This window comes from Flavobacterium haoranii (genome assembly GCF_009363055.1).
In the GTDB taxonomy this organism is placed as follows: Bacteria; Bacteroidota; Bacteroidia; order Flavobacteriales; family Flavobacteriaceae; genus Flavobacterium; species Flavobacterium haoranii.
This window is the reverse complement of record NZ_CP045292.1, coordinates 1,444,467-1,468,791: the sequence shown is the minus strand read 5'-3', so window position 1 is coordinate 1,468,791 and position 24,325 is coordinate 1,444,467. Positions and strand designations below refer to the sequence as shown.

Sequence of the window (24,325 nt, the reverse complement as noted above, 5' to 3'; positions counted from 1 at the left end):
TTTCATTACAAAGTAAGTCTGAATTTTTTCAAAACAAAATGTGTATTTTTTTGCTAACTTTACACTTTAAAAATAAAAAATTAAATGCCTAAAATACTTGTTATTGAAGACGAAGCTGCAATTCGTCGGGTTCTAAGCAAAATTTTATCGGAAGAAAATGATACCTACGAAGTTGATGAAGCCGAAGACGGATTTCAAGGTGTTGAAAAAATAAAAGCTGAAGATTATGATTTAGTACTTTGCGATATTAAAATGCCTAAAATGGATGGTATTGAGGTATTGGAAGCCGTAAAAAAAATTAAGCCCGAAGTACCAATGGTGATGATTTCTGGTCATGGAGATTTGGAAACGGCTGTTAATACGATGCGCTTAGGAGCTTTTGATTATATCTCTAAACCACCCGATTTAAATAGATTATTAAATACGGTTCGTAATGCTTTAGACAGAAAACAATTAGTAGTTGAGAATAAAATTCTTAAGAAAAAGGTTTCTAAAAATTACGAAATGATTGGCGACAGTGATGCGATTAATCATATAAAAGAAATGATTGATAAGGTTGCGCCTACTGATGCTCGTGTTTTAATTACGGGTCCAAATGGAACAGGAAAAGAATTAGTTGCCCATCAATTACACGAAAAAAGTAATCGTTCTAGTAATGCTATTGTTGAAGTAAATTGTGCTGCAATTCCATCTGAATTAATTGAAAGTGAATTATTTGGTCATGTTAAAGGCGCTTTCACCTCGGCAGTTAAAGATAGAGCTGGAAAGTTTGAAGCAGCAAATGGCGGAACTATTTTCTTGGATGAAATTGGCGATATGAGTTTGCCTGCACAAGCAAAAGTTTTAAGAGCATTACAAGAAAATTTAATTCAACGTGTAGGAGCCGATAAAGATATTAAAGTTGATGTCCGTGTTATTGCAGCTACAAATAAAGATTTAAAGAAGGAGATTGAGGAAGGTCGTTTTAGAGAGGATTTATACCACAGATTAGCAGTAATTCTTATTAAAGTTCCTGCATTAAATGATAGAAGAAGTGATATTCCACAATTGTTGAATCATTTTGCAAATAAAATTGCTGAAGAACAAGGTAGTGCAGTAAAAACATTTTCAGATAAAGCTGTAAAATTATTACAAGAATACGATTGGACAGGAAATATTAGAGAATTAAGAAATGTAGTAGAGCGTTTAATAATCCTAGGTGGAACAGAAATTTCTGAGTCAGATGTAAAAATGTTCGCAAGTAAATAAATTAGGTAAAAGATGAAAGGTTATGGGTACAAGGTTACCTATTACCATTTACCCATTACCGATTACCATACAAAAAAATGCAATTAAAAAAAATAAATACAAATCTTCAAAAAGCTTTAATCGAAAATGGTTTAACCGAAGCAAATGAATTACAAGAAGAAACATTTTCACCCATTAAAAGTGGTGTCGATTTGGTAATTCAAGGCGATAAAGATTCAGGAAAAACAACTGCACTCGTTCTTAATATTATTCATAAACTTAAAGAACCATTAGAAGAATCTCCCAGGGCTTTAATAATGGTAGAAAATAAAGAGCAAGTTTTGGCTTTAGTCGAACTTTTTGAACGTTTAAATAAATATAATAAGCTAAGAGTTTACGCAACTCATGATAAAACAGATTTAGACGAAGATAAAAATCAAATATCTATTGGTATTGATGTTCTAATTGGAACTCCAAATAGGCTTAATGAAATGTTTTCAGGAGCAGGTTTTAATGTAAATAGATTACAGGTGGTCGCTTTTGACGATTTTGATATTCTCTTGAAAAATAGATATGAGTCAACTATTTTAAGATTATTAATGAGTATAGAAAAAGGGCAACGTATATTTTTCTGCTCACAAATAACAGAACGTGTTGAAGCTGTCGCATTATCTGATGAAGAACGCGAACCAATGTTTTTAGAAATGGAATAAATCAAAATATTATGGAAGAAATTAAAGTATTTTCAGGAAGCGAAATTGAAGCTTTAGCAGTAAGACAAAAATTAGAAGAAAGAGGTGTTGAACCAATTATTAGAAATGGTTTTGAATCGGCTCGATTAGCGGGTTTTGGAAATTCTGATGCTTCAGTCGAGTTATATGTAACGAATGAAGATTACGAAAAAATTAAAGATTTAGTAGAGTGAAAAAAAAGAGTTCAAATTTCTCATGTCTTATTTTAACAATAATTGCTTTATTATTTACTAGCTTTATTGTATATATGATATGGTCTTTATTTAAGACTAGACTTACAATAACAGATTAAAAAAAGCCAAGTTTAAAACTTGGCTTTTTTTATATAAAATGAATTTCTTTATTCAAATAAAACTGAACCTGAAATAGCAACTTCACTCCAAGTTTTACTAACTCCATCAGCACCTTTATGTAAATCAAAACAAGCTTTATTTAAAGAAGCCACAGCATCTTGAGCACCAAAATCTTCTAAATTAAGAGTTCCGTTTACTGTAAATTTATTATTTTCAAAAGCTGTTGTTACAGGAACATCTTTAGTAATTCCATTTATAGTTAAAGCTAAAACGGTATTGCCTTCTTTAAAGTGAATTTCACCTCCTAAAAATTCAGGATCTTTCATAACCATAAAGAAAAATTCTTTTAGTTTTCCATCACGTTCTGGATTGTTTGTAAAAACGCTACTTACAGGAATTGAAAATCTTGCACCTTCTAAAACTTCTTCTGGAGTTTTTCCGTTTTGTGTATCTTTTAAAGTAATTTCAGTAAAACTTCCACCTACAGCAACTTTTTCTGTAGTCTTGTATGCAGTCCAACTCACTTTTGTCGAATCGTTTACAATTTTCAATCCTGTTTCAACTGGAGTTTCTTCAACTGGAGTTTCAACTTTTTCTTCTTTTTTACAGCTAACAGCAAATATTGAAAATGCTAAAGCAATTAAAGCTATCTTTTTCATGTTTTTAATATTAAAATTCCTATCAAAGGTAAGAAGTAAATTTACTTATAACAAAAATCAATAGTTAAAGATTAATTAAGAATTACGAAATGCCAATTATCAATCATCAATTATGAATTAACAAATTAACTATATTTGCACCTTCAATTTATAGGAGAAAGACTTTTTACTTTCTAACTTTTAACTTTAGACTTAAAGAATGATTACAGTTAACGACATTGCAGTTGAATTTGGTGGAACTACTCTATTTAGTGAAGTAACTTTCGCAATTAATGAAAATGATAAAATTGCCCTAATGGGTAAAAATGGAGCAGGAAAATCGACTCTTTTAAAAATTGTTGCAGGTGTAAATAAACCAACAAGAGGAGGAATTTCAGCTCCTAGTGATGCTGTTATTGCTTATTTGCCACAGCATTTATTAACTTCTGATGATTGTACTGTTATGGAAGAAACATCAAAAGCATTTGCTGATGTTTTAAATATGAAGAAAGAAATTGATGAAATAAACGACCAATTAACTATTCGTACCGATTATGAAAGTGATGAATATATGAAGTTAATTGAACGTGTATCAGAACTTTCAGAAAAATTTTATGCTATTGAAGAAGTTAATTATGAAGCTGAGGTAGAAAAAGTTTTAAAAGGTTTAGGTTTTGAACGTGAAGATTTTATACGAAAAACTTCTGAGTTTTCAGGTGGATGGAGAATGAGAATAGAGTTAGCAAAAATCTTATTAAAGAAACCCGATTTAATTCTATTGGATGAGCCTACTAATCACTTAGATATGGATAGTATTCAATGGTTAGAAGATTTCTTAGTAAACCAAGCTAAAGCTGTAATGGTAATTTCTCACGATAGAGCATTTGTTGATAATATTACAAACCGTACTATCGAAGTTACAATGGGTAGAATTTATGATTACAAAGCAAAATATTCTGATTATTTAGTTTTACGTCAAGATAGGAGAATTCATCAACAAAAAGCTTACGATGAACAACAAAAGTTCATAGCGGAAAATCAGGCATTTATAGAACGTTTTAGAGGAACATTTTCAAAAACTGAACAAGTACAATCTCGTGTTCGTATGTTGGAAAAATTAGTTTTAGTAGAGGTAGACGAAGTAGATACTTCGGCATTAAAATTAAAGTTTCCACCATCACCAAGAAGTGGACAATATCCTGTTGTAGTTGAAGATTTATCGAAAACTTATGGAGATCATGTCGTTTTCAATAATGCCAATATGGTAATTGAACGTGGGCAAAAAGTAGCTTTTGTAGGTAAAAACGGTGAAGGTAAATCGACTATGATTAAAGCTATTATGGGTGAAATTGAGCATGACAGTGGAAAAATGGAAATTGGCCATAATGCCAAAATTGGATATTTTGCTCAAAATCAAGCTGCGTTGTTAGATGGAGAGTCAACTGTTTTTGATACTATCGATAGAATTGCGGTTGGTGATATTCGTACTAAAATTAAAGACATGTTAGGAGCATTTATGTTTAGTGGCGATGATATTCAAAAGAAAGTAAAAGTACTTTCTGGAGGAGAAAGAACACGTTTGGCAATGATTAAATTGTTATTAGAACCAGTAAACGTTTTAATTCTCGATGAGCCCACTAACCATTTAGATATGAAAACTAAAGATATTATAAAAGATGCTTTAAAGGATTTTGACGGGACATTGATTTTAGTTTCTCACGATCGTGATTTCTTAGATGGTTTGGTTACTAAAGTTTTTGAATTTGGAAATAAAAGAGTAAGAGAACATTTTGAAGATATTAAAGGTTTCTTGGAACACAAGAAAATGGAAAATTTAAAAGAGATTGAGAAGTAGGCATTTTTTAAAATGCCTTTTTTTATACACGTAATTATTAATGGATTGTTAATTATGTTAATTTTTAGTATCCAAAAAAACTACTCTAGTTCTTTTCTTAATCATTCTATTTAATTTAGTAGCTACTTAAAAAAACTCATGCCTTTTTGAGCTATATGATATTAATTTTAATATCAATGGATTTTATTACACTATTGTTTAACTGCTAACCTTAAAAAAATGTTTTTTAATTGTCTTTCCCCTCTTTTAAGTAATTACTAAAACTTATCCTAATATAATTTGGTTAACTCATAAAAACCTTATTATTATGGAAAAAAGGACTCTCGAAGAAGTAAAAGGAGATTGTTGTCGATGGCAATTGGCTTCAAAAATTATTATTCCTTTACTTTTTTTAATTTTCAGCATTCAAAATGTTTCTGCTCAAATTATCATTGAGCAAGGAACAGTGAAAGCAAATTTTGGAGTTGACGCTGATGTCAAATCCGATGTAACAACATTTACTACTCCAGTTTGGCCAACACCATCAGGAACAGATGATTGGTTGAAATCAAATGGAGGCTTGGGTAAAGGTGTTATTGATGTAACTTCTGCTGGAGCGCTATCTCAAATAGCAAATCTACAAGTAAATCCAAATGCTTCAGCCGAATTAAGAATGGCTTATCCATATTTTTCAGTCGTTGATGGAAGATATTGGATTGATGCAGTTTATCTTCGTGACCAACAAACTTCAGGAAATTTTAAAGACAGTAATGTTTTTTCAGGTCAAAGTAACAAAAACTTTGACAACCCAAATACTTGGAATATTGGTTTAGGAGATGTTCCTCAAAAAAACGATATCATTGATGTTTACGGACATTTAAGACGTGAAGGAACTAACATTTTAACAGATCCGGAGTGGGGTTTCTTTGGGCTATCTACCAGAAATGATAATGGGGATAGTTATGTGGATATCGAATACTTTAGAAAAAAGATTACCGTAGGTGGTAATGGTTTAATTTCTCCTGGTCTAGATGGTGGTCGAACCGCATGGACTTTTGCTCCGAGTGGTATGCCAACACAACTCGGGGATTTAATTATTTCATTAAACTTCTCAAATGGTGGTGTAGCTGTCGATGGTAAAATCTACGTTTGGATGCGTTTAGATGATAAAAACACTGCTTATTTTGATGCATTTAATAATTTACCATTTAGACCATTCCGTTTTGTTAAAGTTGGTAATAATTATGAAACTCATTCAGGCGGAGATGGTGCAGGCGGATTTGGATATGCTAGAATTGAACTTAGAGATCCAAGTTATCCTACAGCTATTTTTGCTTCTATTAATGTTGAAGGGGCTGTTGATGCACCTAGTTGGGGAACTATAAGTAGCGGAGGTAGTATTACCAATCAGTATGGTCCAATTACGTTTTATGAGTTCGCTTTTAACTTAACTGCTCTTGGTTTTGATAGTTCTGCTACACAAGTAGGATGTATTAGTCCTTTTGGAAGTGTAATTGTAAAATCTAGATCTTCCGATTCATTTACAGCTGAACTAAAAGATGTTGCTGGACCAATAGAATTAGGTGATGATTTAGAAGTAGAAGTTGCTATAACAGGAAATACTGATATTGGCTGTACAGAAACATCTTCAATTTTAACCGCAACAGCAAGTCCTGCGACAAATAATTTTAATTTCCAATGGTATTTTAATGGAAATCCAATACTTGGAGCTACAAATCCTACTTTAGAAGTTTCTGAATCAGGAAATTATTCAGTTGAAGCAACTATTGTTTTAGGAAGTATACAAGGTTGTACAGCTTCAGACGATGTAGATGTTACAGTGACACCTCCAGTACCAATTAATATAAATTGTCCTGATAATCAAACTATTCCTATTTGTACAACTCAAGCAAGCATTAATTCAGCTTTTGAAACATGGTACAATAGTTTCTCAGCTTCTGGAGGAACAAATCTAAATGTAGTTATAGAAGTTAGAGACCAAGATAATAATTTGGTAGTTATAGGTAATCCTATTGTTGGACCAGATCATTGTGGTGGGATTTATACTGTCACTTTAACCGCTACAGATGATTGTGAGCAAATGATGACTTGTTCAAAAACATTTACAGTTACTCCAGATGATGTGGTACCAACTATTGTAGATGGACCAGATATTAATTTACAAGGATGTAATCCTGAATGGCCTAATGAAGTAACTACAACTTGGAGCGATAATTGTTCTCAAGGTGGAACACTTGTAGGTATTTTATCTGACGAAGGAAATATTGACGAATGTACTCAATATAGAGATTATGTTTTCAATGTCTCAGATGATTGTGGTAATCCAGCTCAAGCAGTTACTATAAGAGTTACTCGACACTATGATGAAACAGCACCAGTTGTAGATGATATTGCAGACTACGATTTAGGCGGATGTAATACGCCATGGCCAACAGCAGTTAGCACCACATGGAGCGACAATTGTGGTGTTAATGGTCAAACCTCTGGAAGTATAGCAGGAGTAATGACAGCAGAAGGCAGTTTAGATGCATGTACTCAATATAGAGATTACAGCTTTACCGTTATTGATGATTGTAACAACAGTTCTAGTCAAACCTTACGTATCACAAAACACTATGATGAAACAGCACCAGTTGTAGATGATATTGCAGACTACGATTTAGGCGGATGTAATACGCCATGGCCAACAGCAGTTAGCACCACATGGAGCGACAATTGTGGTGTTAATGGTCAAACCTCTGGAAGTATAGCAGGAGTAATGACAGCAGAAGGCAGTTTAGATGCATGTACTCAATATAGAGATTACAGCTTTACCGTTATTGATGATTGTAATAACAGTTCTAGTCAAACCCTACGTATCACAAGACACTATGATGAAACAGCACCAGTTGTGGATGATATTGCAGACTACGATTTAGGTGGTTGTAACACGCCATGGCCAACAGCAGTAAGTACTACATGGAACGACAACTGTGGTGTAGGCGGACAACTATCAGGAAATGTAGATGGTGTAATGACAGGGGAAGGCAGTTTAGATGCATGTACTCAATATAGAGATTACAGCTTTACCGTTATTGATGATTGTAACAACAGTTCAAGTCAAACCTTACGTATCACAAGACACTATGATGAAACCGCACCAGTTGTGGATGATATTGCAGACTACGATTTAGGTGGTTGTAACACGCCATGGCCAACAGAAGTAAGTACCACATGGAACGACAACTGTGGTGTAGGCGGACAACTATCAGGAAATGTAGATGGTGTAATGACAGGGGAAGGCAGTTTAGATGCATGTACTCAATATAGAGATTACAGCTTTACCGTTATTGATGATTGTAACAACAGTTCAAGTCAAACCCTACGTATCACAAGACACTATGATGAAACAGCACCAGTTGTGGATGATATTGCAGACTACGATTTAGGAGGTTGTAACACGCCATGGCCAACAGCAGTAAGTACTACATGGAACGACAACTGTGGTGTAGGCGGACTAACCTCAGGAAATGTAGATGGTGTAATGACAGGGGAAGGCAGTTTAGATGCATGTACTCAATATAGAGATTACAGCTTTACCGTTATTGATGATTGTAACAACAGTTCAAGTCAAACCTTACGTATCACAAGACACTATGATGAAACCGCACCAGTTGTGGATGATATTGCAGACTACGATTTAGGTGGTTGTAACACGCCATGGCCAACAGAAGTAAGTACTACATGGAGCGACAACTGTGGTGTTAATGGTCAAACCTCTGGAAGTATAGCAGGAGTAATGACAGCAGAAGGCAGTTTAGATGCATGTACTCAATATAGAGATTACAGCTTTACCGTTATTGATGATTGTAATAACAGTTCTAGTCAAACCCTACGTATCACAAGACACTATGATGAAACAGCACCAGTTGTGGATGATATTGCAGACTACGATTTAGGTGGTTGTAACACGCCATGGCCAACAGCAGTAAGTACTACATGGAACGACAACTGTGGTGTAGGCGGACAACTATCAGGAAATGTAGATGGTGTAATGACAGGGGAAGGCAGTTTAGATGCATGTACTCAATATAGAGATTACAGCTTTACCGTTATTGATGATTGTAACAACAGTTCAAGTCAAACCTTACGTATCACAAGACACTATGATGAAACCGCACCAGTTGTGGATGATATTGCAGACTACGATTTAGGTGGTTGTAACACGCCATGGCCAACAGCAGTAAGTACTACATGGAACGACAACTGTGGTGTAGGCGGACAACTATCAGGAAATGTAGATGGTGTAATGACAGGGGAAGGCAGTTTAGATGCATGTACTCAATATAGAGATTACAGCTTTACCGTTATTGATGATTGTAACAACAGTTCAAGTCAAACCTTACGTATCACAAGACACTATGATGAAACCGCACCAGTTGTGGATGATATTGCAGACTACGATTTAGGTGGTTGTAACACGCCATGGCCAACAGAAGTAAGTACCACATGGAACGACAACTGTGGTGTAGGCGGACAACTATCAGGAAATGTAGATGGTGTAATGACAGGGGAAGGCAGTTTAGATGCATGTACTCAATATAGAGATTACAGCTTTACCGTTATTGATGATTGTAACAACAGTTCAAGTCAAACCCTACGTATCACAAGACACTATGATGAAACAGCACCAGTTGTGGATGATATTGCAGACTACGATTTAGGTGGTTGTAACACGCCATGGCCAACAGCAGTTAGCACCACATGGAACGACAACTGTGGTGTAGGTGGACAACTATCAGGAAATGTAGATGGTGTAATGACAGGGGAAGGCAGTTTAGATGCATGTACTCAATATAGAGATTACAGCTTTACCGTTATTGATGATTGTAACAACAGTTCAAGTCAAACCTTACGTATCACAAGACACTATGATGAAACAGCACCAGTTGTGGATGATATTGCAGACTACGATTTAGGAGGTTGTAACACGCCATGGCCAACAGAAGTTAGTACTACATGGAGCGACAACTGTGGTGTAGGTGGACTAACCTCAGGAAATGTAGATGGTGTAATGACAGGGGAAGGCAGTTTAGATGGATGTACTCAATATAGAGATTACAGTTTCACTGTGGTAGATGATTGTAATAACAGCTCAAGTCAAACTTTACGAATCACTAGGCATTATGACGAAACAGCACCAGTTGTAGACGACATTGCAGACTACGATTTAGGCGGTTGTAACACGCCATGGCCAACAGAAGTTAGCACTACATGGAGCGACAACTGTGGTGTAGACGGACAACTATCAGGAAATGTAGATGGTGTAATGACAGGGGAAGGCAGTTTAGATGCATGTACTCAATATAGAGATTACAGCTTTACCGTTATTGATGATTGTAACAACAGTTCAAGTCAAACCCTACGTATCACAAGACACTATGATGAAACCGCACCAGTTGTGGATGATATTGCAGACTACGATTTAGGTGGTTGTAACACGCCATGGCCAACAGAAGTAAGTACTACATGGAACGACAACTGTGGTGTAGGCGGACAACTATCAGGAAATGTAGATGGTGTAATGACAGGGGAAGGCAGTTTAGATGCATGTACTCAATATAGAGATTACAGCTTTACCGTTATTGATGATTGTAACAACAGTTCAAGTCAAACCTTACGTATCACAAGACACTATGATGAAACAGCACCAGTTGTGGATGATATTGCAGACTACGATTTAGGTGGTTGTAACACGCCATGGCCAACAGAAGTAAGTACCACATGGAACGACAACTGTGGTGTAGGCGGACAACTATCAGGAAATGTAGATGGTGTAATGACAGGGGAAGGCAGTTTAGATGCATGTACTCAATATAGAGATTACAGCTTTACCGTTATTGATGATTGTAACAACAGTTCAAGTCAAACCCTACGTATCACAAGACACTATGATGAAACAGCACCAGTTGTGGATGATATTGCAGACTACGATTTAGGTGGTTGTAACACGCCATGGCCAACAGCAGTTAGCACCACATGGAACGACAACTGTGGTGTAGGTGGACAACTATCAGGAAATGTAGATGGTGTAATGACAGGGGAAGGCAGTTTAGATGCATGTACTCAATATAGAGATTACAGCTTTACCGTTATTGATGATTGTAACAACAGTTCAAGTCAAACCTTACGTATCACAAGACACTATGATGAAACAGCACCAGTTGTGGATGATATTGCAGACTACGATTTAGGAGGTTGTAACACGCCATGGCCAACAGCAGTAAGTACTACATGGAACGACAACTGTGGTGTAGGCGGACTAACCTCAGGAAATGTAGATGGTGTAATGACAGGGGAAGGCAGTTTAGATGCATGTACTCAATATAGAGATTACAGCTTTACCGTTATTGATGATTGTAACAACAGTTCAAGTCAAACCCTACGTATCACAAGACACTATGATGAAACCGCACCAGTTGTGGATGATATTGCAGACTACGATTTAGGTGGTTGTAACACGCCATGGCCAACAGCAGTTAGCACCACATGGAACGACAACTGTGGTGTAGGTGGACTAACCTCAGGAAATGTAGATGGTGTAATGACAGGGGAAGGCAGTTTAGATGCATGTACTCAATATAGAGATTACAGCTTTACCGTTATTGATGATTGTAACAACAGTTCAAGTCAAACCCTACGTATCACAAGACACTATGATGAAACAGCACCAGTTGTGGATGATATTGCAGACTACGATTTAGGTGGTTGTAACACGCCATGGCCAACAGAAGTAAGTACTACATGGAACGACAACTGTGGTGTAGGTGGACTAACCTCAGGAAATGTAGATGGTGTAATGACAGGGGAAGGCAGTTTAGATGCATGTACTCAATATAGAGATTACAGCTTTACCGTTATTGATGATTGTAACAACAGTTCAAGTCAAACCCTACGTATCACAAGACATTATGATGAAACAGCACCAACATTTGATTGCCCTTCTAATATTGTAACAAGAGAATGTGAAGAAATGCCAGTGATTCAGCTACCAATAGCTGAAGACAATTGTGATGGAACAGTTGAAGTAATGGCGGTACGTTCAGATGGACAAGCCTTAAATGCTCCATTCCCAGTAGGTGTTGTAGTAACCATTACATTAACTGCAGAAGATTCTTGTGGAAATGAAGCAAATGAATGTGAATTCACAGTATTGGTTAACACTTGTGATGAACCTCATTGTACATATACGCAAGGTTATTATGGAAATGTAAATGGTAAAGCATGTTTAGACAATGGAGAAACATCTAATGCGCAATCAATAATGATTAATGCCATGACTAATGTTGGAGGTATATATAATTTTGGTAGTACTGCTACTAATAATTACTTTACATTAAAACTATCTGATATTAATGGAAATCCAAGTCCAGGCTCTAATAATATTTTCAAAATGTTACCTGGAGGAGGAACACCAACTAGTTTAAGTGGATTTGCTACTTATGATCAATATTCAACTTGGTCCGATAACAATCCTTTAAAAGCTACAAATCCAAATCGTGGAAAAATAATTAATAATTTATTGAGTCAAACGATGACATTGTTCTTCAATATGCAATCGAGTAGTAGTGATCTTGGTTCATATGAATTACAGGCTACTTTTGCTACATCTGATGTGGATTGTGGAAGTGATATTCCAATTCCTGATACTACTCAAGTATTTAATATACCACAAAGTGTAATTGATTATTTGAATAATAATGGTGGCGCTAATGTAGATAATCTATTTATACTAGCAAATAAAGCACTTGGAGGAGAGTATATAGGAAACTTATCTCATTCAAATATTAATGCAGCAGTTGATGCAATTAATAGAGGTTTCGATCAATGTCGTATTGAAGTTTCTGTTCCTGAAGATTATGGAAAAGATACTTTATTAAGCGCGAACTTCATTGCATATCCTGTTCCGTTTATTGATAATGTTACTATTAAATATTTATATGAATACAATTCTAGTGCAGAAATTCAATTATTTGATACTAAAGGAACTTTATTAGTAAATGAAAAAGATTACAATGCAGGTTATAACCGAGAATACACATTAAGAATTCCTAATTATATTCAAGGTAAAGGAGAAGTTTACATCTTAAAAGTAATAACTGATACAGGTGTAACTGTTAAAAAAATCATATCTACTAATTTTTAATTAAGTATGCTTAATTAAAGAAAAGGCTGCCAAAATTGGCAGCCTTTTTAATTTTTATTCTTTTGTCTTAGAATGTAATTCTTTAAAGTAATTTAAAAGCAATTCTTTCTGATTAGCATCTAAAACAGCATCTTTGTGAATTATAGTATAACTAGAAAGAGGCATTTCATCTTTTTCAATTAGTTCTGCACATTCATCTAATTTGTGAGCTTGACGTTCAGCCGTGTAAGTTCCAAATTCTGAGAAATTTAATTCTTCTCGACCTTCATCAATATGATGTTTTAAAAACCAAGCAACTGGCTGAATATTTGAATACCAAGGATATTTACTTTCGTTTGAATGACAATCATAACAAGAAGCTTTAATTTGAGTAGCAATAGCTTCTGGAGTATTGTTAATTTTTAAAAAATCTTGACTTTCATCGACTGGTGGATTTGTTTTATCAATTTGAAAAAATTGGATAACTACAAATGCAAGCAACAGGATATAAAATATTTTTTTCATAACGTAGATGTTTTATGTAAATATAACAATGCAAACTGAAAAATCCTACAAACACAATTTAGGTTTGCAGGATTTTAATCTATTATTAAGAAAGTTACGTTAATTTACAGCGTCAATTAAACGAATAAACTCAGAACGATATCCTTCAGCATCATTCGATTTTCCTTGTTTTGCTAATGCTTTAATAGCATCTTTTGATTTATTAGTAATCAATTTAGAATCGCGTAGTTTTAATCCGAACCAAGCTACGGCAGAACTAAACTTAAAATCATCTGATGTTTTAGCCATTAAAACACTGTTATCTTTAATAGTTTCTACCATTTCTATACTTTTTTCGCCATCTGGTTTTTTATATCGAAATTTAATAGTAGCTAATTCTTCCGAAAAGTTTTGATTGGTACTAACATTAGAATATTTCAATCCGTCTACTTCTTTTAAATAATTACTTTTAACACCAACAGGAATTATTTCATATAAAGCTGTTACGGTATGTCCGCTTCCTAATTCACCCGCATCAATTGCATCATTTTTAAAATCTTCTGGACGTAATTTTCTATTTTCGTAACCAATTAAGCGATAGCTTTGAACATGTTTAGGATTGAATTCAATTTGAATTTTTACATCTTTAGCAATAGCAAACATACTTCCTTTAAATTCTTTTCCTAAGAATCGATTAGCTTCCTGAATATTATCAATATAAGCATAATTACCATTTCCTTTATCGGCTAAAGTTTCCATCTTACTGTCTTTGTAATTTCCCATTCCATAGCCTAAACAAGTTAAGAAAACACCACTCTTTCTTTTCTCTTCAATTAAACGCTCCATATCATTATCCGATGACGCGCCTACGTTAAAATCGCCATCAGTTGCTAATATTACTCGGTTGTTTCCACCTTTTATAAAGTTTTCTTCTGCAATTTTACAAGCCAATTGAATTCCAGCGCCGCCTGCAGTACTTCCACCAGCATTTAGTTGGTCTAAAGCATTAATAATTGTTTCCTTTTTGTTTCCAGATGTAGGAGGAAGTACTAATCCTGCAGCACCAGCATAAACCACAATTGCAACTTTATCTTCTTTTCTCATTTGATTTACCAAAACTTTCATTGATTCTTTCAAAAGAGGTAATTTGTTTTGTGAACTCATTGAACCTGAAACATCAATTAAGAAGACAAAATTTGAGTTAGGTAATTCTTCCGTGGGAATATCTTTTCCTTGTAAACCAATTTTCAATAGTTTATGATTTTCATTCCAAGGACATTCACTGTATTCGGTATAAATTGCAAAAGGATGATTGTTTTTTGGTTGCGAATAATTGTATTTAAAAAAGTTAACCATTTCTTCTACACGAACAGCATCTTTAGGAACTTGTTGGCCATAATTTAAAAAACGACGAATGTTAGTATAAGAAGCATTATCGACATCAATTGAAAAAGTAGAAAGAGGCGATTGTTTAGGACTTTCAAATTCGTTTTCCACTAAAACACCATAATCTTCATTATCGTTTGATGAAGTAGCATTTTTATCGTCATATTTTTGATGATTTACTTTACTAATATCTGAGTTTATTGATGAGTTTCCTCTAATTAGAATTTTATTTGATGCACCAACTGAACCATTATTTATTTGAACTCCTGAGATGTTACCCTTAATATTTTGAGCTGCATAAGTAACTTTTTTTTCCGATTTTTTTGTTCCATGAGCAGTTACAACCACAACTTCTTCAAGTTGATTTGCATTTAGTGTTGCATTATAAACGTTCGATTTTCCAACGGTTAAAAATGTATTTGAATAGCCTACATAAGTAAAAAGTAAAATTTCACCTTCTTTTGCTTGTAAAGTATATTTTCCATCAAAATCGGTTGTAGTGCCACGATTGGTTCCTTTTACAATTACATTGGCTCCAGCAATTGGACCCAAATCATCTGAAACAATTCCTGTAATTGTTTTGAACTCACTATATGTTCTAAATGAACTATTTACAGTTTTAAAACTTAGGAACGCAAAAAGCATAGCAATCCCTAATGAAAAGATTTTTACATTTTTCATGATATAAAATTTTTAAATGAAACGTTGATTTTTGTTCTCGATAAATTTTGATTCGTCAATTCGAGTTTTCGCAAAGCGAAAGTATCGAGAATCGAATCAAAACACTCGAACTGACGACTTGACTGCGACTGCGACTTGAAACTATTTCTTGGGTTTTCCGTTTTTAGTAGTAATAATAATAACTCCTTGTTTTCCTTTTGCTCCAAATTTTTTAACAGCGTCTTCTTCTTCAAGAATGGTTGTTGATGTTATGTTTTGTTCAGTTAACGGAGCATATTCACTTGTTGGATTTGGACCAAAAAGTTCTTGTTCGGTAAATTGTTTTCCGTTTATGATATAAATTGGATTAACAAGTGTAACAACCGAATCTAATTCTTTAGCATTTAGTTCTTTTAGGGTTTCCATATCTGAAGCTTCTCCGTTTACAACAACTAGCGGCGGAAGTTTTTTATGTTGTACTTCTTCAGTTGTTTCAGCATCATCGTATTGAACGTTTCGAACTCCTTTACTACTCATTACAACCGATTCTTTCTTCATACTAGCAAATTTATCAGCGTTTGCTTTAATTTTATCAGCTTTAATTTCTGCCGGAGATAAAGTTGTTTCGGAAAGTTGAGGCTTTATGTTTAGTTTTTCAATTTTTTCTTCCATAACTACAGTATTAGAGTTTACAATTGCCGATTCTAATATTTCATCTGCATTTGGTTTCAGTAATGGAGAACTTTCAAACGAATCTGTAGCGACAATTCCTTCATTTTGATTTGTAGGTATTACTTCTTTGATTTCGGTAATAATTTCTTCATTTTTAATAGTTTCAAGAGTATTTTTATCGTTTGAAAACCAAAAAGTGTACAAAATTGTTCCTACAACAACAATCGATGCCGCAACTGTATATTGCTTCCATTTTGTATTTTCTTTTTTAAGAACATGAGCATCGAGTTTATTTTCGACTCTGTTCCAAACGTTTTCCATTCCAGGAAAATCGGGAGTTTCACCTTTTTTGGAAGCGTTTTTTATTTTAGTATATAATTTATCTTCGGTATTCATTTTATTTCGCTTTTTGAAAATAGTAGGTATTCACCAATTCTTTTAATTTACTTTTTGCCACGTTGAGTTGGGACTTTGAAGTTCCTTCAGAAATATTTAACTGATTTGATATTTCTTTATGGCTATAGCCTTCTATTACAAATAGATTAAAAATAGTTTTACAACCTTCGGGTAAATATTGTACAAGTTTTAATAAATCTTCTTCTTCTAATTCTGTGAGTTCATCTGCAATAGGTTGGTTCGAAAATTTTACATCATCTAAATACAAGTTAAAGTTGATATTTTTCTTTATTTGGTGTAAACATTCGTTAGTTGTAATTCTTTTTGCCCAACCTTCAAAGGCAGCTTCTTCTTTTAATTGATCAATTTTTGTAAAGATGATATAAAATGAGTCGGCCAATACTTCTTCTATTTCTTCTTCTTTTTTAAGTAGCGCTTACATAAAAAGTAAAGTTTGGGTGCTAAAAGTTCATACACTTTTCTTTGTGCATCCCGTTGTTGTTTTTTGCAGGCTTGTATTAACTTTTTATCCATTTGAAATACTTGCTTTCTTATAAAGAGGGAAATAAAACTAAAAAGGTTGGGACAATCTTAAAATATTTTAAAGATAAATAAAAAAATCCCCAATTTTAAATTGAGGATTTTAGTTAAGTTTTGTTGGATTATTCTTTAAAAACCATGTCGATGCACATCACTGCTGCCAAAATTAAAGCTCTTACAGGATCATCTTCTGGAACAACCTCATTAATTTTTAACACATAATTGTCGGCACTAGTAAAAAATTCTTTTCCAAGCCCTGCCCATTTTTTTGAAACCAATGCAATTTCGTTATTGTCTTTTAAAAATTTAAATTCCCAACCAGTCCACTTTCCTTGTAGTGTTGCTAACGATTTTCCTTGAGGATCAAAGATTTCAAACCTTCCACCAAGGAAAAAAAACTTTTGTTTAAAAAGACCAATAAGTTTTTCGTTTTCGTCATATACTTCAACATCTGAACGAAAAAAAGTTGTACCTCTTTTAATTGAAATTATTTTTTTGTTTTGATTATCAGAAATAACAATATGAAAAGGTGTCATTCTTTTATAATCTGAAAAACGAAAAAGTTTTGTAAAAAAACCAAGATTTGGCTCTCTACAAGTCATCATTAAAGTTCCATTTTCTGGATTTAAAACATCAAAATTATTAGCAGCTTTGAACATTCCAATATGTTCTTTAACTAAAAATAGATTCTTGTTAAGAATAGAATTCATAGAAATTGATTAATTTTAATTCATAGCAAAAATATACTTATTTCTTTCAAATTAAATTAAAGCCATGAAAAACATCGAAATTAATTCTTTAAAAGTAAGTTCGCCCCTAAAATTAAAAAATAGACCCACTCATATAAATGTTAATACATCAGAAAAAAGAAAGAAAAAGAGCTTCAAAAGATTCGTGAAAAATTAAGTAAACTTCAAGATAAAATGTATGCTCATAACAAATATGGCGTATTAATTTGTTTACAAGGAATGGACACGGCTGGAAAAGACAGTTTAATTCGTGAAGTTTTTAAAGAATTTAATGCGCGCGGCGTAGTGGTACATAGTTTTAAAACACCAAATTCTACAGAATTGGAACACGATTATTTATGGCGCCATTATTTGGCTTTGCCTGAAAAAGGAAAGTTTTCGGTTTTTAATAGAACGCATTATGAAAATGTTTTAATTACTCGTGTGCATCCCGAATATATTTTGAACGAAAGAATTCCGGGTATTCATTCGGTAGAAGATGTTAATGATGATTTTTGGAACAATCGTTTTGAGAGCATTAATAATTTTGAAAAACATATTGCTTCAAACGGAATTATTGTTTTAAAATTCTATTTGCATTTGAGCAAAGAAGAACAACGCCAACGTTTATTAAGACGATTAGAAGAAGAAAAGCATAATTGGAAATTTTCTCCATCCGATTTAAAAGAACGTGAACTTTGGGATGATTACCAAACTTGTTATGAAGACGCCATAAATAGAACATCTAAAGAACATGCACCTTGGTATGTAATTCCGGCCGATAACAAAGAAACTTGTCGTTATTTGGTAGCCAAAACCATTTTAGAAGAACTTCAAAAATATACTGATATTAAAGAACCTGAATTAGACGAAGAAATTAAAGAAAACATCAAGTTTTATCACGATAAATTGTCTTCTGAAAATTAAAGTGTCCTATAAGAGTGAAAAGGGATAAGAAAAAAGGGATAAGATAAATTTTATAAAAAAAACTAATCCCTTATTACTAATTACTAATCCCTAAAAAACTACCTTTGCAACCGATTTTAGAAAAGCATGAATTTATCACAATATACTAAGGAGTTCTCATATAATATTCGTTTAGCATTGCCCATTATTACCGGAATGTTAGGACATACTATTGTTAGTATTGTAGATAATGTTATGGTTGGGAAATTAGGACCAGCAGAATTAGCTGCAGTTTCTCTAGGAAATAGTTTTGTATTTATTGCAATGTCTTTAGGAATTGGTTTTTCAACTGCAATTACACCCTTAGTTGCCGAAGCGGATGGAAAGAAAAATATTGAGGAAGGAAGAAGTGCTTTTCATCATGGTTTGTATTTGTGTACCATTTTAGGAGTAATTTTATTCGGAATTATCTATTTTTCAAAACCTTTAATTTCGTTCATGGGGCAACCCGAACATGTAGTAACTTTGGCTAAGCCGTATTTAGATATTGTTGCTTTTTCACTGATTCCGTTGATAATGTTTCAGGCTTATAAGCAATTTGCAGATGGAATGAGTGAAACGAAATATTCTATGTGGGCAACCATCTTAGGAAATATTACCAATGTTATTCTCAACTATTTATTCATTTACGGAATTTGGATTTTTCCTGAATTAGGAATTGTTGGTGCTGCCATTGGAACTATAGCTTCACGTTTTGTAATGTTAGGTTATATGCATTACATGATGAACAAACGCGAAAAGTTTCATCCGTTTTTTAAAGGATTTTCGTTACAAGAAATTAAGCGTGAAGTCAATTTAAAAATCATCAAATTAGGAACGCCTTCTGCAATGCAAATGTTTTTTGAAGTGGCTTTGTTTACAGGAGCTATTTGGCTTTCAGGGCGATTAGGAACTACCAGTCAAGCAGCAAATCAAGTAGCATTAAGTTTGGCTTCGTTTACGTTTATGTTTGCAATGGGATTAAGCGTTGCGGCGATGATTCGTGTGGGAAACCAAAAAGGATTAGGAGATTTTCATAAACTACGTTTAGTAGCGTTTTCAATATTTTTATTGGCGACTATATTAGAAATTGCTTTTGCTTTAATTTTCTTTTTATTTCACGAACAACTACCAACCATCTTTGTCGATTTAAAAGATTTAGCCAATTATACCGAAAACTTAGAAGTAGTAACTATTGCGGCACAATTATTATTAGTGGCTGCAATTTTTCAAATTTCCGATGGTTTACAAGTTGTAGTTTTAGGCGCTTTACGCGGCTTACAAGATGTAAAAGTGCCTATGTATATTACTTTTGTAGCTTATTGGGTAATTGGTTTTCCAATTTCAATTTACTTAGGAGTTTACACTAATTTAGGCGCAACAGGAATTTGGATTGGATTATTAGCAGGTTTAACAGCCGCTGCGTTATTTTTATTTATCCGATTTAACAACGAAACGAAGAAGTTGATTTTGAACAAGGTTAATGGCGAAGGGTAAAAGGTAAAAGGAAAATTACGTTTTGAAATAAGTTTTTAAGCAAAGCGTTAGCTTTGCAAGTCTTTTACGTAAGAATAGTTTGAAAAAGCTCTGAAATCAGGAACAAAGTGACGCAGAGTTTTTCAAACGGTTTTAATCATAGATTAAAAATTCCTCGTAAAAGTGTCCTTTCTTTTGATTCGTTTTCTTTGGACAAGCAAAGAAAATGAATAAGAGAGAAATCAATTACCAATAATGAGATAAAACAATTATATTTATATTTTAATTCATAATTAAAGAAAATGAACTTACCAAAATTTGTATTAGCAGATAATTCAGATTATCCAGATGATATTTTTATTATTCATTTAGATTTTCCTCAATTCATTATTAATTTAAAAGACGATGAAGTGGAAATTTTAGAAGACGTAGAAGGAGAAGACGAAAAAGAATTAGAAAGTGAAATGGAACATTTAATTACATTAGCAGGAGAATTCTACGACAGAGAAATGGAACGTTACGAGGAATAGTGTTCAGATTACAGTCGCAGTCTCAGTGTTCAGTTTTATTTCTGCGACTGAAAACTTCGACTGAGACTAAACTTTAAAATACCTTTCCAACAATATTTGAGCAGCAGCAAAAGGCGATAACTCGTTATTTTGTACCGCTTTTTTATTTTGTTCCATTAGTTCAATAATTTCAGGATGATTGTAAAAACGATTTTTCAATTGTTCGTTAATCGTTTCTAACATCCAATATTGGTTTTGTTCTTTGCGTTTTTGTTCGAAGTAATTGTTTTCTTTTGTTAGTTCAAAATATTCGGCAATTATTTCCCAAACTTTATCAATTCCAGTTTTTTCAAAAGCACTACAAGTCGTCACTTTCGGAATCCAACCGCTATTTTTTGCTGGAAATAAATGTAACGCGCGGTTAAATTCGGTCTTGGCTAGTTTGGCTTTCGCAATATTATCGCCATCGGCTTTATTAATTACAATCGTGTCGGCCATTTCCATAATACCGCGTTTTATTCCCTGTAATTCATCACCAGCGCCAGCAATTTTTAATAACAAAAAGAAATCGACCATACTATGAACTGCCGTTTCACTTTGTCCAACACCAACGGTTTCAATTATAATCGTATCAAAACCACAAGCTTCGCAAAGCATAATAGTTTCACGCGTTTTTCGAGCTACGCCACCTAAACTATCTCCAGAAGCACTCGGACGAATGTAAGCGTTTTCATCTTTTACCAATTCTTCCATTCTCGTTTTATCACCTAAAATACTTCCGTGACTAATAGACGAACTTGGGTCAACCGCTAAAACCGCTACTTTTTTTCCAATGGAAGTCAAATATTTTCCAAAAGTTTCGATAAACGTACTTTTTCCCACACCAGGAACACCAGTAATTCCTATACGAACCGATTTATTAGCATGTGGCAAGCAACCTTGAATTACTTCGTTCGCTTTTTCTAAATGTTCAGGATTTGTACTTTCGATTAAAGTAATCGCACGACTTAACGCAATTTTATCTCCTTTTAAAATAGCATCTAATAATTCTTGCGCTGAAGGTTGTTTTCTGCGAAATTTCTGCACAGCGTTTGCAACCGATTGATTAACAGCATCAGGTTGATTTACGCCATGAATTTCAGCAAGTGCCGATTTTTTATTTGGTTCTTTCAAAAGGAAAACGTTTTGGTAAAAATACAAAATTTAGCAAGAAATCAGATTAAAAGAAATCATTAGCTACATTTGTAATTCAATACAAATTATGGATAATATCATATTACTTTTTGGATGTTTGCTGTTGGGCGTTTTGTTCCAAAGAATTCCAAATTTTCCTAAAAATTCGCATCAGGTTTTAAATCAGTTTGTTATATACGTTTCCATTCCAGCAATGGCATTGTTTTATATTCCAAAAATTGAAATAAATAGCACCTTATTATTTCCTTTAGGAGTGCCTTGGATAGGTTTCGGACTTTCATTTCTCTTTTTCTATAGTTTAGGAAAAATCTTTGCTTGGTCAAAAAAACTAACAGGATGTTTAATTGTAGTAGCAGGATTAGGAAATACTTCTTTCGTGGGCTTTCCTGTAATTGAAGCTTTATTTGGTAAAAAAGGAATAGAAACAGCAATTATTGTCGATCAACCAGGTTCATTTGTGGTTATGGCAACACTTGGAATTTTAGTAGCTACAATGTATTCGAAAGAAACTCCAAGTGCTCGAACATTACTAAAAAAAATAGTGAAATTTCCGCCTTTTATAGCTTTCTTTTTAGCATTAGCTTTAAACATATTTGCAATTGATTTTCCACTTCCATTACAAAGTGCTTTTGAAAGAGTAGGAGCAACAGTTTCACCAATAGCTTTGGTTGCAGTTGGTTTACAATTAAAGTTTGAAAGAAGAAGTATGCATTGGCCTTTTTTAGGATTAGGCTTATTATTTAAGTTGGTAATAACACCATTATTCTTCCTTTTATTTTATAAAATAATTCTGAAAGCCGAAGGCTTGCCAATAGATGTTTCAATAATTGAAGCGGCTATGGCACCAATGATTACGGGAGCAATTATTGCAACAAATTACGGATTAAAACCGAAGCTAAGTAATATGATGGTTGGAGTAGGTATTCCGTTATCTTTCCTTACTTTAGCTTTATGGTATTTTATATTATTTCAATTTTAATAAGATGATTACAAGTCAACAAATAAATGAATTCACTCAAATTGTAGGCGAAAATTTTATTTTCACTGATATAGAAACACGTCAGAACTATGGTCATGACGAAACCGAAGATTATAATTTTCCACCTAATGTTGTGGTAAAACCAGCTAATACAATAGAAGTTTCTGAAATCATGAAAATTGCTTTTCAAAATGAAATTCCTGTTGTGCCAATTGGTGGTCGAACAGGTTTAAGTGGAGGAGCGTTGAGTATTCATGGTGGAATTGGACTTTCTATGGAACGTTTCAATAAGATTTTAGAAATTGACGAAAAAAATTGTCAAGTTACAACCGAACCGGGTGTAATAACGCAAGTTCTAAAAGATTCTTTAGCCGAGCAAGGTTTGTTTTATCCAGTTGATCCAAGTAGTATGGGAAGCTGTTTTATTGGTGGAAATATTGCCGAAAATTCAGGTGGAGCTCGTGCTGTAAAATATGGTGTAACAAAAGATTATGTACTGAATTTAGAAGTGGTTTTACCCAATGGAGAAATCATTTGGACTGGTGCTAATACGCTTAAAAATTCGACTGGATATAATTTAACCCAATTAATGGTGGGAAGTGAAGGCACACTAGGAATTGTAACCAAAATAGTATTGAAATTATTGCCTGTTAATCAGCATAACGTTTTAATGTTGGTACCTTTTTATAAAGCGGAACAAGCTTGTGAGGCTGTATCGGCTATTTTTAGAGCAGGAATTGTGCCAAGTGCTTTAGAGTTTATGGAACGCGATGCTATCGATTGGACCATGCAATATGTGGATGGTGTAAGTGTAGCAATAAATGATGGAATTGAAGCCCATTTGCTAATTGAAGTAGATGGTAATTATCCTGAAGTTTTAATGCAAGAAGCTGAGAAAATTTTAGAAGTTGTAGAAAATTATGAAATTGATGAGGTTTTATTTGCTGATTCAACTGATCAAAAAAATGCACTTTGGAAATTGCGTAGAGCAGTAGGAGAGGCGGTTAAATCAAATTCGGTTTATAAAGAAGAAGATACTGTTGTACCACGATATGAATTACCTACTTTATTGAAAGGAATAAAAGAAATTGGTAAAAAATATGGTTTTCATTCGGTTTGTTATGGTCATGCTGGCGATGGAAATTTACATGTAAACATTGTAAAACAAGAAATGACAGATGAAGCTTGGCAAACTGAAGTTCCTAAAGGAATTGTTGAAATTTTCGAATTAACTAAATCTTTAAAAGGAACTATATCGGGTGAACACGGAATTGGATATGTGCAAAAGAACTATTTACCTATAGTTTTTTCTGATGTTGAGTTACATTTAATGAAAGGAATCAAAAAGCTCTTCGATCCAAAAGGAATTTTAAATCCGGGTAAAATTTTACCAGATAATTTATAACA

Annotated in this window: 15 protein-coding genes and 2 pseudogenes; 10 read left to right on the top strand and 7 right to left on the bottom strand. The window is 33.7% G+C overall.

Annotated elements, in window-relative coordinates:
* Nucleotides 1–84: 84 nt before the first annotated feature.
* From GCU34_RS07065 to GCU34_RS07055, 3 genes are all read left to right on the top strand, one after another.
* On the top strand, nt 85–1,248 hold the full coding sequence (locus tag GCU34_RS07065) for a sigma-54-dependent transcriptional regulator (RefSeq protein ID WP_072784170.1): 1,164 nt from the start codon (nt 85–87) through the stop codon (nt 1,246–1,248).
* Between the two features lie 77 nt (nt 1,249–1,325).
* Complete coding sequence (locus GCU34_RS07060) at nt 1,326–1,940, top strand: DEAD/DEAH box helicase (RefSeq protein ID WP_072784169.1); 615 nt, start codon at nt 1,326–1,328, stop codon at nt 1,938–1,940.
* Between the two features lie 11 nt (nt 1,941–1,951).
* Nucleotides 1,952–2,152 carry a putative signal transducing protein gene (locus GCU34_RS07055; RefSeq protein ID WP_072784167.1) on the top strand — a complete coding sequence of 67 codons (201 nt, stop codon included), beginning with the start codon at nt 1,952–1,954 and terminating at the stop codon, nt 2,150–2,152.
* 167 nt (nt 2,153–2,319) lie between these two features.
* Here the strand turns inward: GCU34_RS07055 and GCU34_RS07050 are convergent, their stop codons facing one another.
* Entirely contained in the window at nt 2,320–2,931 is a 612-nt protein-coding gene (locus tag GCU34_RS07050; protein ID WP_072784165.1) for a YceI family protein, read from the bottom strand.
* 199 nt (nt 2,932–3,130) lie between these two features.
* Between GCU34_RS07050 and GCU34_RS07045 the strand changes: the two genes are divergently transcribed.
* Together GCU34_RS07045 and GCU34_RS07040 are read left to right on the top strand one after the other, a co-directional pair.
* Nucleotides 3,131–4,765, top strand: a complete 1,635-nt coding sequence (locus GCU34_RS07045) for an ABC-F family ATP-binding cassette domain-containing protein (RefSeq protein ID WP_072784163.1) — start codon at nt 3,131–3,133, stop codon at nt 4,763–4,765.
* Nucleotides 4,766–5,072: 307 nt separating this feature from the next.
* Nucleotides 5,073–12,950 (top strand): HYR domain-containing protein, encoded by a 7,878-nt coding sequence (locus GCU34_RS07040; RefSeq protein ID WP_152378401.1) that lies wholly within the window; start codon nt 5,073–5,075, stop codon nt 12,948–12,950.
* A gap of 54 nt (nt 12,951–13,004) precedes the next feature.
* Here GCU34_RS07040 and GCU34_RS07035 read toward each other — a convergent pair whose 3' ends face one another.
* The 5 genes and pseudogenes from GCU34_RS07035 to GCU34_RS07015 all read right to left on the bottom strand — a co-directional run bounded on the left by GCU34_RS07035 (nt 13,005) and on the right by GCU34_RS07015 (nt 17,797).
* A complete protein-coding gene (locus tag GCU34_RS07035; protein WP_072785105.1) occupies nt 13,005–13,454 on the bottom strand; it encodes a heme-binding domain-containing protein in 450 nt (149 codons plus the stop codon).
* Between the two features lie 99 nt (nt 13,455–13,553).
* The gene (locus GCU34_RS07030; RefSeq protein WP_072785103.1) at nt 13,554–15,500 is read right to left on the bottom strand and encodes a vWA domain-containing protein; all 1,947 of its coding nucleotides are present in this window, start codon (nt 15,498–15,500) and stop codon (nt 13,554–13,556) included.
* A gap of 141 nt (nt 15,501–15,641) precedes the next feature.
* Nucleotides 15,642–16,547: a hypothetical protein gene (locus GCU34_RS07025; RefSeq protein ID WP_072785101.1), complete on the bottom strand. Its 906-nt coding sequence runs from the start codon at nt 16,545–16,547 to the stop codon at nt 15,642–15,644.
* A gap of 1 nt (nt 16,548) precedes the next feature.
* A pseudogene (locus GCU34_RS07020) lies at nt 16,549–17,081 on the bottom strand (RNA polymerase sigma factor).
* A gap of 128 nt (nt 17,082–17,209) precedes the next feature.
* Nucleotides 17,210–17,797: a phospholipid scramblase-related protein gene (locus tag GCU34_RS07015; RefSeq protein WP_072785097.1), complete on the bottom strand. Its 588-nt coding sequence runs from the start codon at nt 17,795–17,797 to the stop codon at nt 17,210–17,212.
* Between the two features lie 64 nt (nt 17,798–17,861).
* Between GCU34_RS07015 and GCU34_RS07010 the strand changes: the two are divergent.
* From GCU34_RS07010 to GCU34_RS07000, 3 genes and pseudogenes are all read left to right on the top strand, one after another.
* Nucleotides 17,862–18,742 (top strand): annotated as a pseudogene (locus GCU34_RS07010) (PPK2 family polyphosphate kinase).
* A gap of 126 nt (nt 18,743–18,868) precedes the next feature.
* On the top strand, nt 18,869–20,257 hold the full coding sequence (locus GCU34_RS07005) for an MATE family efflux transporter (protein ID WP_072785093.1): 1,389 nt from the start codon (nt 18,869–18,871) through the stop codon (nt 20,255–20,257).
* Between the two features lie 281 nt (nt 20,258–20,538).
* A complete protein-coding gene (locus GCU34_RS07000) occupies nt 20,539–20,766 on the top strand; it encodes a hypothetical protein (protein ID WP_072785092.1) in 228 nt (75 codons plus the stop codon).
* Between the two features lie 66 nt (nt 20,767–20,832).
* On the opposite strand, the gene meaB is transcribed toward GCU34_RS07000, so the two are convergent.
* Nucleotides 20,833–21,918 carry a methylmalonyl Co-A mutase-associated GTPase MeaB gene (gene meaB / locus GCU34_RS06995; RefSeq protein WP_072785090.1) on the bottom strand — a complete coding sequence of 362 codons (1,086 nt, stop codon included), beginning with the start codon at nt 21,916–21,918 and terminating at the stop codon, nt 20,833–20,835.
* Nucleotides 21,919–22,006: 88 nt separating this feature from the next.
* On the opposite strand from meaB, the gene GCU34_RS06990 reads away from it, so the two are divergent.
* Together GCU34_RS06990 and GCU34_RS06985 are read left to right on the top strand one after the other, a co-directional pair.
* Nucleotides 22,007–22,918, top strand: coding sequence for an AEC family transporter (locus GCU34_RS06990; RefSeq protein ID WP_072785088.1), 912 nt, complete (start codon nt 22,007–22,009; stop codon nt 22,916–22,918).
* A 4-nt stretch (nt 22,919–22,922) separates the two neighbouring features.
* Nucleotides 22,923–24,323, top strand: coding sequence for an FAD-binding oxidoreductase (locus GCU34_RS06985; protein WP_072785086.1), 1,401 nt, complete (start codon nt 22,923–22,925; stop codon nt 24,321–24,323).
* Nucleotides 24,324–24,325 lie beyond the last annotated feature (2 nt).